The following is an 11751-nucleotide window of genomic DNA, read 5'->3' as shown; positions in this document are numbered from 1 at the left end:
ACCGGGTGCGTCGCAGTCTAACCACCAAGGTGGTCGGACCACTAAGGCCCGATGACGCGAAAATGTGCCGTCGAGGGCTGTTCTGGCGGGGGAGTGGTCTGATAAGTATGCGGGCATCTGCTCGAACACGCTCAACGAGGAGCTGCCAGATGCCCGGCAGAACACTGAGGAAGCGGAACAGGTCCCGGATCACCGGCGCGGCGGCCCTCGCCGTCGGCGCCTCACTCGTGCTCGCCGCGTGCGGCAGCACCAAGGACACCGGCGCCTCCAGCGCCGGCGGTGACGGCACCGGCAAGGTCGGGGTGATCCTGCCCCTGCTGACCTCGCCGTTCTGGCAGTCGTACAACGACTACGTGCCCAAGATGGCGAGGTCCGAGGGTGTCGACGCCCTCAAGACCGTCAACTCCAACAGCGACCCCTCGCAGCAGATCACCGACATCAACAACGAGCTCAACCAGGGCGTCAAGGGCCTGGTCGTCGCACCGCTGGACAGCGCCGCCATCGAGGCGGGCCTCGACCAGGCGGAACGCAAGGGCGTCCCCGTGGTGGCCGTCGACGTGGCGCCCGACAAGGGCAAGGTCGCGATGGTGGTGCGCGCCGACAACGTCGCGTACGGCGAGAAGGCGTGCGACTACCTCGGGCAGCACATCACCAGCGGCAAGGTCGTGCAGATCATGGGCGACCTCGCGTCCGTCAACGGCCGCGACCGGTCCGAGGCGTTCCGCTCCTGCGTCAAGAAGAAGTACCCCAAGCTGAAGGTCCTGGAGATCCCCGCCAAGTGGGAGTCCGACACCGCGGCCTCCAAGCTGGACACCCTGCTGAACGCCAACCCCGACATCAAGGGCATCTACATGCAGGCGGGCGGCGTCTACCTCGCGCCCACCCTGCAGACCCTGAAGTCCAAGAACATGCTGAAGGCGGCGGGCCAGAACGGCCACATCGTCATCGTGTCCAACGACGGCATCCCGCAGGAGTTCGACGCCATCCGCAAGGGCGAGATCGACGCCACCGTCTCGCAGCCGGCGGACGCCTACGCCAAGTACGGCATGTACTACATCAAGGCCGCGATGGAGGGGAAGACGTTCAAGCCCGGCCCCACCGACCACGACTCCACCATCGTCAAGCTGCCGAACGGCATCCTGGAGGACCAACTGCCCGCCCCGCTGGTCACCAAGGACAACGTCGACGACCCCAAGCTCTGGGGCAACACGGTCAAATGAGCACCCCACTGGCCGAGGCGAGGGGCATCGTCAAACGGTACGGCCCCACGGTCGCCCTACAGGACGGACAGCTCACCGTGCTCCCCGGTGAGTCCCACGCCCTCGTCGGCCGCAACGGCGCCGGCAAGTCCACACTCGTCAACGTCCTCACCGGACTCCAGGCACCCGACGAGGGCACGATCCGCTTCGACGGCGAGCCCGCACCCCCGCTCGCCGACCGCGACGCCTGGCGCCGCAAGGTCGCCTGCGTGTACCAGAAACCCACGGTCGTCCCCGAACTGACGGTCGCCGAGAACCTGCTCATCAACCGGCAGCCCACCGGGCGCGGCGGCCTCATCAGCTGGCGGAAGCTGAAGGCCGAGGCCGCCGAGGTCCTCGCCACCTGGGACGTGCACGTCGACCCGGAGGCCCGCACCGCCGACCTCAAGGTCGAGGACCGCCAGATGGTGGAGATCGCGCGGGCGCTCAGCTTCGGCGCCCGGTTCATCATCCTCGACGAACCGACCGCCCAGCTCGACAACCGGGAGATCGAGCGCCTGTTCACGCGGATGCGCGCGCTTCAGGACTCCGGTGTCACCTTCCTGTTCATCTCCCATCACCTCCAGGAGGTCTACGAGGTCTGCCAGACCGTCACGGTCCTGCGCGACGCCCGCTGGATCACCACCGCCCCGGTCGCCGACCTGCCGCGCGCGGCCCTGGTGGAGGCCATGGCCGGGGAGGCCGTCGCCGAACGCGCGGCGGTGGCCGTGCGGGCCGCGGTCGCGGGCGACGCGCCGGTCGCGCTCGAAGCCCAGGGGCTCACCGGTCAGGCGTACCGGGACATCGACCTCACCGTCTGCCACGGAGAGGTCGTCGGACTCGCCGGCTCCAGCGGCAGCGGCAAGATCGAACTCGCCGAGACCCTGGCCGGACTGCACACCCCGGGCGGCGGCACGGCCCGGCTCGACGGCCGGCCGCTGCCGTTCGGCGACGTCCAGGCCGCGCTCAAGGCCGGCGTCGGCTGCGTACCCCGCGACCGCCACGAACAGGGCCTGGTCCCCGGCATGTCCGTGGGTGACAACGCCACCATGAGCGTCCTGGAGCGCCTCGGCCGCCACGGGTTCGTCGGCACCCGGCGCAAACGCGGCTTCGCCGACGACCTCATCCACCGCCTCGACATCCACGCCGAGGGACCCGACCAGCCCGTCTCCGACCTGTCCGGCGGCAACGCGCAGAAGGTCGTCATGGCCCGCGCCCTGGCCTCCGACCCGCGCCTGCTGGTCCTCATCAACCCCACCGCGGGCGTCGACGTCAAGTCCAAGGAGTCCCTGCTGTCCCGGGTGGACAGCGCCCGCGAGGACGGCACCGCCGTGCTCGTCGTCTCCGACGAACTCGACGACCTGCGCCGCTGCGACCGCGTCCTCGTCCTCTTCCACGGCCGGATCGTCGCCGAGCACCCGGCGGGCTGGCACGACCATGAGCTGATCGCCTCCATCGAAGGAGTGGACCATGGCTGACACCAAGGCCCCGCCGCTCACGCCCCTCCCGGTTCCGGACGCCCGCTCGGCCAAGGCCGTCCTGCTCCGCCGGGCCCGTGAACTCGCCCTGCTCCCGGCCCTGGTGCTGCTGATGGTGCTCGGCGCGTTCGTCAACGACTCCTTCCTCACCGAACGCAACATCATCTCCATCCTCGGCGCGTCCGCGGCCCTCGCGATGGTCGTGCTCGCCGAGTCGCTCGTCCTGATCACCGGCAAGTTCGACCTGTCCCTGGAGTCCGTGGTCGGCATCGCCCCGGCCGTGGGCGCCCTGCTCGTCCTGCCCGCCGCCCAGTCCGGCTGGGGCACCGAGTGGCCCGCCGCCCTCGCCCTGGTCGCGATCCTCGTCGTCGGCGCGGCCATCGGTGCCTTCAACGGCATCCTGGTGGTCAAGTTCAAGCTAAACGCGTTCATCGTCACCCTCGCGATGCTGATCGTCCTGCGCGGTCTGCTGGTCGGCGCGACCAAGGGCAAGACGCTGTTCGGGATGCCCGACGCCTTCTTCACCCTGGCCACCACGACCTTCCTGCGCGTCCCGATGTCCGTGTGGCTGGCCGCGGTCGCCTTCGCGGTCACCGGGCTCGTCCTGCGCTACCACCGTGTCGGACGCGCCCTCTACGCGATCGGCGGCAACGCGGACGCGGCCCGCGCGGCCGGAATCCGCGTCGAGCGGGTGATGCTCGGCGTCTTCGTGGTCGCGGGCCTCCTCGCATCCGTCGGCGGGATCATGCAGACCGGGTACGTCGGCGCGATCAGCGCCAACCAGGGCCAGAACATGATCTTCACCGTGTTCGCGGCGGCCGTCATCGGCGGCATCAGCCTGGACGGCGGCAAGGGCACCATGCTCGGCGCCCTCACCGGTGTACTCCTCCTGGGTGTCGTGCAGAACCTGCTCACCCTCGCCCAGGTGCCGTCGTTCTGGATCCAGGCCATCTACGGCGGAATCATCCTCGTCGCCCTGGTGATCGCCCGGGTGACGACGGGTCGTGCCCAGGACTGACCCGCTTCGTTGTCGTACAGCGCCGTACGACGTACGCCCTCGTGTACGACCTTGTGTCCCGGACCGAAAGGCCACCCGTGTCCCCAACTGCCGCCCGTATCACCGGGATCGACACCTTCGACATCCGTTTCCCCACCTCGCGCGAGCTCGACGGCTCCGACGCGATGAACCCCGACCCCGACTACTCGGCCGCCTACCTGGTGCTGCGCACGGACGCCGGCGACGGCCTGGAAGGGCACGGGCTCACGTTCACCATCGGACGGGGCAACGAGGTGCAGGTCGCCGCGATCGAGGCGCTGCGCGGACACGTGGTCGGACGGAGCGTGGACGAGGTGTGCGCCGATCCCGGCTCGGTGTTCCACGCCCTGATCGGCGACAGCCAGCTCCGCTGGCTGGGCCCCGAGAAGGGCGTGATGCACATGGCGACCGGCGCGGTCGTCAACGCCGTCTGGGACCTGGCCGCCCAGCGCGCCGGCAAGCCGCTGTGGCGGCTGCTCGCCGAGGCCGACCCCGAGTGGCTGGTCCGCCAGATCGACTTCCGCTACATCACCGACGCGCTCACCCCCGAGGAGGCGCTGGAGCTGCTGCGGCGCGGCAAGCAGGGCGCCGAGGAGCGCACCGCCCACCTGCTGGCCCGGGGCTACCCCGCCTACACCACCTCCGCCGGCTGGCTCGGCTATGCCGACGACAAGCTCACCCGTCTCGCCGCGCAGGCCGTCGCCGACGGCTTCCGGCAGATCAAGCTGAAGGTCGGCGCGGACCTCGCCGACGACGTACGCCGTTGCCGGGTCGCCCGCTCCGTCGTCGGCCCGCACGTGCGGATCGCCATCGACGCCAACCAGCGCTGGGACGTGGACGAGGCGATCACCTGGACCAAGGCGCTCGCCGAGTTCGACCCGTACTGGATCGAGGAGCCGACCAGCCCCGACGACATCCTGGGCCACGCGGCGATCCGCAGGGCCGTGGCCCCGGTGAGGGTCGCCACCGGCGAACACGTGCAGAACCGCATCATCTTCAAACAGCTCCTCCAGGCCGGGGCGATCGACGTGCTCCAGATCGACGCGGCCCGCGTCGGCGGCGTCAACGAGAACCTCGCGATCCTGCTTCTGGCCGCCAAGTTCGGCGTGCCGGTGTGCCCGCACGCGGGCGGCGTCGGGCTGTGCGAGCTGGTCCAGCACCTGTCCATGTTCGACTTCGTCGCGCTCTCCGGCACGACCGAGGACCGGATCATCGAGTACGTGGACCATCTGCACGAGCACTTCCGCGACCCGGTGGTGATCCGGGAGGGTCACTACACGGCACCCGCCGCGCCGGGCTTCTCCGCCGCGATGCGGCCCGAGTCCATCGCGGAGTACACATTCCCCGGCGGCACCTTCTGGGCCGCCGACCTCGAGGGCGAGAAGGGGCACGCTGCATGAGCGACTTCGAGGGCCTCAGGGCCCTGGTGACCGGCGGGGCCTCCGGAATCGGGCGGGCCACCGCGGAGCTGCTTGCGGAGCGCGGGGCCCAGGTGGCCGTCCTGGACCTCGACCCCTCGCAGATCGAGAAGCCGCTGCTCGCCCACCGGGCGGACGTCGGCGACGACGCGTCCGTTCGGGCCGCCGTCGCCGACGCCGTCGCCGGCCTCGGAGGTCTGGACGTGCTGGTCAACAACGCGGGCATCGGCGCCCGGGGCACGGTGGAGGACAACGACGACGAGCAGTGGCGGCGGGTGTTCGACGTCAACGTGCTCGGCATCGTCCGGACGACCCGAGCGGCGCTGCCGCACCTGAGGCAGTCCGCCCACGCGTCGATCGTCAACACCTGCTCCATCGCCGCCACGGCGGGCCTGCCGCAGCGGGCCCTGTACAGCGCCAGCAAGGGCGCCGTGTACTCGCTGACCCTCGCCATGGCCGCCGACCACGTCCGCGAGGGCATCCGCGTCAACTGCGTCAACCCGGGCACGGTCGACACGCCGTGGGTCGGCCGCCTCCTCGACGAGGCCCCGGACCCGGCCGCCGAACGGGCGGCGCTGGAGGCCCGCCAGCCCACCGGCCGCTTGGTCACGGCCACCGAAGTGGCGGGCGCCATCGCCTACTTGGGGAGCCCCCTGTCCGGCGCGACCACGGGCACCGCGCTCGCCGTGGACGGCGGCATGCAGGGCCTCAGGCTGCGGCCGGTGGGCCGGTGAGCGCGCTCGGCGGGAGCGGCGTCGAGGTCAGCCCGCTGGCCTTCGGCGCCGCCGGCATCGGCAACCTCTACAGCGAGGTGAGCGAGGAGCAGGCGTACGACGCGGTCCAAGCCGCCTGGCAGAGCGGGATCCGCTACTTCGACACCGCCCCGCACTACGGCCTCGGCCTGTCCGAACGCCGCCTCGGCGCGGCCCTGCGGGAGCACCCCCGTGCCGCGTACACGGTCTCCACCAAGGTGGGGCGACTGCTGGAGCCGACAGACGTCGAGGGCGACGTCGGCGACGACCTCGCGAACGGCTTCGCGGTCCCCGCCACCCACCGCCGCGTCTGGGACTTCAGCGCGGACGGCGTACGACGCGGTCTCGAGGCAAGCCTCGAACGGCTCGGCCTGGACCGTGTCGACGTGGTCTACCTGCACGACCCGGACGACCACGCCGAGCAGGCGTTCCGCGAGGGCTACCCGGCGCTGGAGAAGCTGCGCTCCGAGGGCCTGGTGGGCGCGATCGGCGCCGGCATGAACCAGGCCGAGATGCTCACCCGGTTCGTGCGCGAGACGGACGTGGACGTGGTGCTGTGCGCGGGCCGGTACACCCTGCTCGACCAGCGCGCCCTGACCGAGCTGCTGCCCGCGGCGGCCGAACGCGGGGTGTCGGTCGTCGTCGGCGGCGCCTTCAACTCCGGCCTGCTGGCCGACCCGCGGCCGGGCGCCACGTTCAACTACGCCACGGCACCCGAGGAACTGCTCGACCGCGCCCTGCGCCTGAAGACGCTGGCGGAACGCCACGGCACCACGCTGCGGGCCGCGGCCCTGGCGTTCTGCACCGCGCACCCGGCCGTGGCGAGCGTACTGGTGGGCGCCCGTTCGGCGGCCGAGGTACGCGACTGCGCCCAGCAGTTCGCGGCGACCGTACCGGCCGGATTCTGGCGGGGGCTGGGAGAAGCCGGCCTCCTGCCACCGCACGCCCCCGTGCCCACCGAGGAGCCGTGATGAGAGTCGCCCTGCACACCAAGGTCCGTGCCGACCGCATCGAGGAGTACGAGGCCGCCCACCGGGAGGTGCCGAAGGAACTCACGAACGCGATCCGTGCCGGCGGAGCGGCCTCCTGGACGATCTGGCGCAGCGGGATGGACCTCTTCCACGTACTGGAGTGCGAGGACTACGGGCGGCTGCTGGCCGAGCTGGAGAAGCTGCCCGTCAACGTCGCCTGGCAGGCACGGATGGCGGAGCTGCTGGACGTGGTGCACGACTACTCGGCCGAGGGCGCGGACGCGGGCCTGCCGGTGGTCTGGGAGCTGCCGTGAGCGTGGACGCGCACCACCACGTGTGGGACCTCTCCGTCCGCGACCAGGACTGGATCAGGGGCCCGGAACTCGAGCCGATCCGCCGCAGCTTCACGATCGCGGACCTGGAACGTCAGGCCCGCCCGGTCGGCGTGGACCGCACCGTATTGGTGCAGACGGTCACCGTGGCCGAGGAGACGCCCGAGTTCCTGGCCCTGGCGGAGCGGAACGAGATCGTCGCGGGCGTCGTCGGCTGGACCGACCTGACGAGCCCCGGCGTGGCGGACACGCTGGCCCGCCTGCGGGAGCTGCCCGGGGGCTCGTATCTGCGCGGCATCCGCCACCAGGTCCAGGGCGAACAGGATCCCGAGTGGCTGCTGCGCCCCGACGTGCGCCGGGGCCTCGCCGCCGTCGCGGACGCGGGCCTGGTCTACGACCTGCTGGTGCTGCCCCGGCAACTCCCGGCGTGCGTCAAGGCGGCGGAGTCGCTACCCGAACTCACCTTCGTCCTCGACCACCTGGGCAAACCGCCCATCGCCTCCGGAACCCCGGAGCCCTGGGCATCCCACATCCGCGCACTCGCGGCCCTGCCGAACACGGTCTGCAAGCTGTCGGGCATGGTGACGGAGGCGGACTGGAAGACCTGGCGGGTGGAGGACCTGCGCCCCTACACGGACACGGTCCTGGACGCCTTCGGCCCGTCCCGGCTGATGTTCGGCTCGGACTGGCCGGTGTGCACGCTGGCGGCGTCGTACGCGGACGTGTCGGACACGGCGGCGGCGCTGGCGCAGGGGCTCCGCGACGACGAGCGCCACCAGATCTTCGAGGGCACCGCCACCCGCGTCTACCGCCTCTGAGCCACCGGCGCGGCCAGCCGGGTCGGTGGCATGAACTCGCGGACGTAGGTGCGGTGCCAGCAGGCCCCCGTCTCCCGCATTTCACGCCACGTCGTGTACCGGTAGCGGAAGAGGCGCGCCCGGACGTAGCGCGGCGGCTCGTCCGGGGGGAAAGGGGAGCGGCGCAGGAGCTTCAGGGTGGCGCGGTCGTTCTCCAGGAGACGTTCCACCAGGCCGCCGAACCAGGACCCCGCGTACGCGGGGGACAGCGCCGCGAACCACATCAGCCAGTCGAGCCGCAGGTGGTACGGGGCGAACTGGCGCGGCCAGTGCCGTGGATCGCCCGGTTTGCCCTTGAACTCGTACTCCCGCCACTCGGAGTCCTCCCGCGGCACGTCGTCGGCCGTGCCCTCCACCACCACCTCGTACCGGATCCGGCTGACGCTGCCGAACGCGCCGTAGGTGTTGACCAGGTGCAGCGGGTCGAAGGAGCGGTTCATGATCTGGCCGCGGGAGATCATGTTGCGTACCGGGTGGTAGCCGAGGGCGAGCAGGCCCGCGCCGACCGCCAGGACCAGGACCTCGTACCACAGGGGAGCAGCGGAGACCTTCGGGGCGGTGGTGGGGAACAGGACCGCCGACAGGCCCAGCACGATCGTGAGCCAGTTCAGCCAGGAGAAGTTGCCCGACAGGACCAGCCACAGCTGCGTCACGATCATCAGCGACGCGGCGGCCGTCGCGACCGGCTGCGGGGTGAACAGCAGAAACGGCACGACCAGTTGGGTGACGTGGTTGGCCGCCACCTCCACCCGGTGCAGCGGCTTCGGCAGATGGTGGAAGAACCAGCTCAGCGGGCCCGGCATCGGCTGCGTCTCGTGGTGGTAGTCCAGGCAGGTCAGCTTCCGCCAGCAGGCGTCCCCGCGCATCTTGATCAGCCCGGCGCCGAACTCCAGACGGAACAGGATCCAGCGCAGCAGGAACAGCACCACGATCGGCGGCGCGACCTCGTCGTTGCCCAGGAACACCGCCAGGAAGCCGACCTCCAGCAGCAGCGATTCCCAGCCGAAGGAGTACCAGGTCTGGCCGACGTTGACGATCGACAGGTACAGCAGCCACGGGATCAGCCACAGCACCATCTCCGCCCACAACGGCACCAGCGAGTCGGCCCCGGCGACCAGCGCCGCCGACACCGCGCACCCCGCCCACGACCAGGCGGCGAAGAAGCGGTCCGAGTAGCGGAAGTGGAAGACACTGGGCGCCAGTTTGAACGGCACCCGGGCGACGTACCGCGGCACCGGCAGCATGCCGCGCTCCCCGATCAGCGCCCGGAACTGCAGCGCGGCGTTCAGGAAGGCGACGAGGTACACCACCGCCAGAGCCCGCTGGAAGACCAGTCGGCTCAGCCAGTACTCCGGTGCGACGAACCAGTCCACGGCAACCGCTCCTCTCCCTCCAGTGTCACCCGGTACCCCCGGCCGAACCGGTCAGCCCGTCACTCCATGTACACCTCGGCTCGGCTTGCGTAACCCGCCGACCGCGGCCGCCCGGCCCCACACGGCCTACCGGACCGCCGGGCCGGGGTCCTGGACGACCGAGCCGGCAGAAGTCGAAGAATCCGGCAATCCCTGGCATGGTGGCCCCATGGTTGATCGGGGAGGGAGCACCCTGTCACTCCCGGAGGACTGGCCCGCCCACCCGGATCCGATCCTGGCGCTCAACCGCATGGGCAGCTTCGACTGGGACCTGGACACCGGGCTGTTCCACATGGACGCCCGGGCCCACGAGATCTTGGACGTACGCCCCGAGGACTACGACGGCCGCCCCGAGAGCCTGCGGTCACGCGTTCCGCCGTCCGAGGGCCGCCGTGTCGACGCCCTGGTGGCCCGGGCCATCAAGGACGGCAGCGAGAACTACGGCACCTACTTCCGCGTCCGCTGCCGCGACGGCACCCTGCGCTGGACCCACACCCAGGGCTACATCCGGCGCGACGAGACGGGCCGCCCGCGCCGGATCATCGGCATCGTGCGCGACGCCACCGAGGAGCTGCGCGACGGCCTGGCCCGCAGGGAACAGGTGGCCCAGGACGAGGCGCTGCGCCGGCAGACCAGCATCGTCGAGTCCACCACCGCCGCGCTCGCCCACGCCCGCACCGTCCAGGACGTCATCGACGTCCTCAAGGACAGCCACGGCCTCACCCACCTGGGTGCGGCCAGCCTCGTCATGGGCCTGGTGGAGGCGGGCCGCATCCGGATCGTCGCCGAGGGCCCCGAGGGCAGCTCGGTGCCCGGTACCCGGGTCACCCGCGTCGACGAGGCCTACCCGATGAGCGAGGTGGTGCGGACCCTCCGGCCGCGGTTCATCGAGTCGCCGGAGGAGTTCGCCGAGCGCTACCCCGTCCTGTGGCCGCACCTGACGGACCTGCGCATCACCTCCGCCGCCTATCTGCCGCTCGTCGCGCAGGCCCGCCCCATCGGCGCCATGGGCCTGCTCTACGACGACCGGAGCGGATTCACCCCCGACGAGCGCAACGTCCTCGTCGCGCTCGGCAGCAGCATCGCGCAGAGCCTGCAACGCGCCATGCTCTACGAACAGGAGAAGGACCTCGCCCAGGGCCTCCAGCAGGCGATGCTGCCGCGCTCCATCCCCAGCGTGCCCGGCGCCGACGTCGCCGTCCGCTACCGCTCGGCGTCCCTCGGCCGGGACATCGGCGGCGACTGGTACGACCTGATCCCGCTGCCCGGGGACCGGGCCGGTGCCGTCATCGGTGACGTACAGGGCCACGACACCCACGCGGCCGCCGTCATGGGCCAGCTGCGCATCGTCCTGCGCGCCTACGCCGCCGAGGGCCACCCGCCCGCCACCGTGATGGCCCGCGCCTCCGTCTTCCTCAAGGAACTCGACACCGAACGCTTCGCGACCTGCCTGTACGCCGAGGCCGACCTGGCCACCGGAGTGGTGCAGCTGGTCCGCGCCGGCCATATCGACCCGCTGCTCAGGCTGTCCGACGGCACCTGCCGGCGGCTGCCCGTCGAAGGCGGCCTGCCGCTCGGGCTGTCCGCCGAGTTCGACCGCCTGGAGTACCCGGTCACCACGGTGGAGCTGGACCCCGGCCAGACCCTGGTGCTGTGCACCGACGGCCTGATCGAAGAGCCGGGCGCCGACCTCGACGAGGGCGTGCACACCCTTCAGGAGCTGGTCTGCACCGGCCCGGACGATGTGTGCGACCTCGCCGACCGGCTCATCGACGTGGCCGAGGAGCGGGGCGGCGACGACGACGTGGCCCTGCTGCTCCTGCGGCGCCGGGGGCTCGCCCAGCGGTCCGGCGACCGCCTCCGGCAGCAGGTCCCGCCCGGTGACCCGGAAGCCCTCACGGCCGCCCGGCACATGATCCGCGCCGCCGTCCGCGCATGGGGCGGCGGCGAGCGCTCCGACGAGATCGAACTGGTCGCCGACGAGCTGATCACCAACGTCCTCGTGCACACCGAAGGCACCGCCGTCGTCACCTTGCGGGTCCTCACCGGCCACGCCCGCCGCTTCCGCGTCGAGGTCGAGGACGCCTCCAGCGCCCTGCCCCGCCGCCGCGACGCGGGCGAGTCGGAGGTCTCCGGCCGGGGTCTGCTGCTGGTCGACCGGCTCGCCGACCTGTGGGGCGTGGAGGCCCGCGGCGGCGGCAAGGTCGTATGGGGAGAGTTCACTGTCCAGGAACGCGGCTGACGGACGCGACGGGTG

Annotated in this window: 10 protein-coding genes; 9 read left to right on the top strand and 1 reads right to left on the bottom strand. The window is 71.4% G+C overall.

The window, feature by feature from the left end:
- Window positions 1-149: 149 nt before the first annotated feature.
- The 8 genes from AB0N14_RS35515 (at window position 150) to AB0N14_RS35480 (ending at window position 8043) form a co-directional block, all read left to right on the top strand.
- On the top strand, window positions 150-1220 hold the full coding sequence (locus tag AB0N14_RS35515; protein WP_366029823.1) for a sugar ABC transporter substrate-binding protein: 1071 nt from the start codon (window positions 150-152) through the stop codon (window positions 1218-1220).
- Entirely contained in the window at window positions 1217-2716 is a 1500-nt protein-coding gene (locus AB0N14_RS35510; protein WP_366029822.1) for a sugar ABC transporter ATP-binding protein, read from the top strand. Before AB0N14_RS35515 ends, AB0N14_RS35510 begins: the two co-directional genes overlap by 4 nt.
- Complete coding sequence (locus AB0N14_RS35505) at window positions 2709-3734, top strand: ABC transporter permease (protein ID WP_366029821.1); 1026 nt, start codon at window positions 2709-2711, stop codon at window positions 3732-3734. The genes AB0N14_RS35510 and AB0N14_RS35505 overlap by 8 nt, the downstream gene beginning before the upstream one ends.
- A 77-nt stretch (window positions 3735-3811) precedes the next feature.
- Window positions 3812-5152, top strand: a complete 1341-nt coding sequence (locus AB0N14_RS35500; protein WP_366029820.1) for an L-fuconate dehydratase — start codon at window positions 3812-3814, stop codon at window positions 5150-5152.
- A complete protein-coding gene (locus tag AB0N14_RS35495) occupies window positions 5149-5904 on the top strand; it encodes an SDR family oxidoreductase (RefSeq protein ID WP_366029819.1) in 756 nt (251 codons plus the stop codon). The genes AB0N14_RS35500 and AB0N14_RS35495 overlap by 4 nt, the downstream gene beginning before the upstream one ends.
- Complete coding sequence (locus AB0N14_RS35490) at window positions 5901-6893, top strand: aldo/keto reductase (RefSeq protein WP_366029818.1); 993 nt, start codon at window positions 5901-5903, stop codon at window positions 6891-6893. Before AB0N14_RS35495 ends, AB0N14_RS35490 begins: the two co-directional genes overlap by 4 nt.
- Complete coding sequence (locus AB0N14_RS35485) at window positions 6893-7207, top strand: L-rhamnose mutarotase (protein WP_366029817.1); 315 nt, start codon at window positions 6893-6895, stop codon at window positions 7205-7207. Before AB0N14_RS35490 ends, AB0N14_RS35485 begins: the two co-directional genes overlap by 1 nt.
- The gene (locus AB0N14_RS35480) at window positions 7204-8043 is read left to right on the top strand and encodes an amidohydrolase family protein (RefSeq protein WP_366029816.1); all 840 of its coding nucleotides are present in this window, start codon (window positions 7204-7206) and stop codon (window positions 8041-8043) included. Before AB0N14_RS35485 ends, AB0N14_RS35480 begins: the two co-directional genes overlap by 4 nt.
- Here AB0N14_RS35480 and AB0N14_RS35475 read toward each other — a convergent pair.
- Window positions 8031-9455 (bottom strand): lipase maturation factor family protein, encoded by a 1425-nt coding sequence (locus tag AB0N14_RS35475; RefSeq protein WP_366029815.1) that lies wholly within the window; start codon window positions 9453-9455, stop codon window positions 8031-8033. The two genes, AB0N14_RS35480 and AB0N14_RS35475, sit on opposite strands and share 13 nt — an antisense overlap.
- Window positions 9456-9663: 208 nt before the next feature.
- On the opposite strand from AB0N14_RS35475, the gene AB0N14_RS35470 reads away from it, so the two are divergent.
- Complete coding sequence (locus tag AB0N14_RS35470; RefSeq protein ID WP_366029814.1) at window positions 9664-11736, top strand: SpoIIE family protein phosphatase; 2073 nt, start codon at window positions 9664-9666, stop codon at window positions 11734-11736.
- Window positions 11737-11751 lie beyond the last annotated feature (15 nt).

The organism is Streptomyces sp. NPDC051104 (assembly GCF_040682835.1).
Lineage (GTDB): Bacteria > Actinomycetota > Actinomycetes > Streptomycetales > Streptomycetaceae > Streptomyces > Streptomyces cynarae.
Note: the sequence above shows the minus strand (reverse complement) of the source record. Positions and strands in the feature narration are given on the sequence as shown.

Excerpts from the sequence above, each read along its gene's own strand:
- AB0N14_RS35515 (WP_366029823.1), top strand. The coding sequence starts at position 150 with ATGCCCGGCAGAACACTGAGGAAGCGGAACAGGTCCCGGATCACCGGC.
- AB0N14_RS35510 (WP_366029822.1), top strand. The coding sequence starts at position 1,217 with ATGAGCACCCCACTGGCCGAGGCGAGGGGCATCGTCAAACGGTACGGC.
- AB0N14_RS35505 (WP_366029821.1), top strand. The coding sequence starts at position 2,709 with ATGGCTGACACCAAGGCCCCGCCGCTCACGCCCCTCCCGGTTCCGGAC.
- AB0N14_RS35495 (WP_366029819.1), top strand. The coding sequence starts at position 5,149 with ATGAGCGACTTCGAGGGCCTCAGGGCCCTGGTGACCGGCGGGGCCTCC.
- AB0N14_RS35485 (WP_366029817.1), top strand. The coding sequence starts at position 6,893 with ATGAGAGTCGCCCTGCACACCAAGGTCCGTGCCGACCGCATCGAGGAG.
- AB0N14_RS35470 (WP_366029814.1), top strand. The coding sequence starts at position 9,664 with ATGGTTGATCGGGGAGGGAGCACCCTGTCACTCCCGGAGGACTGGCCC.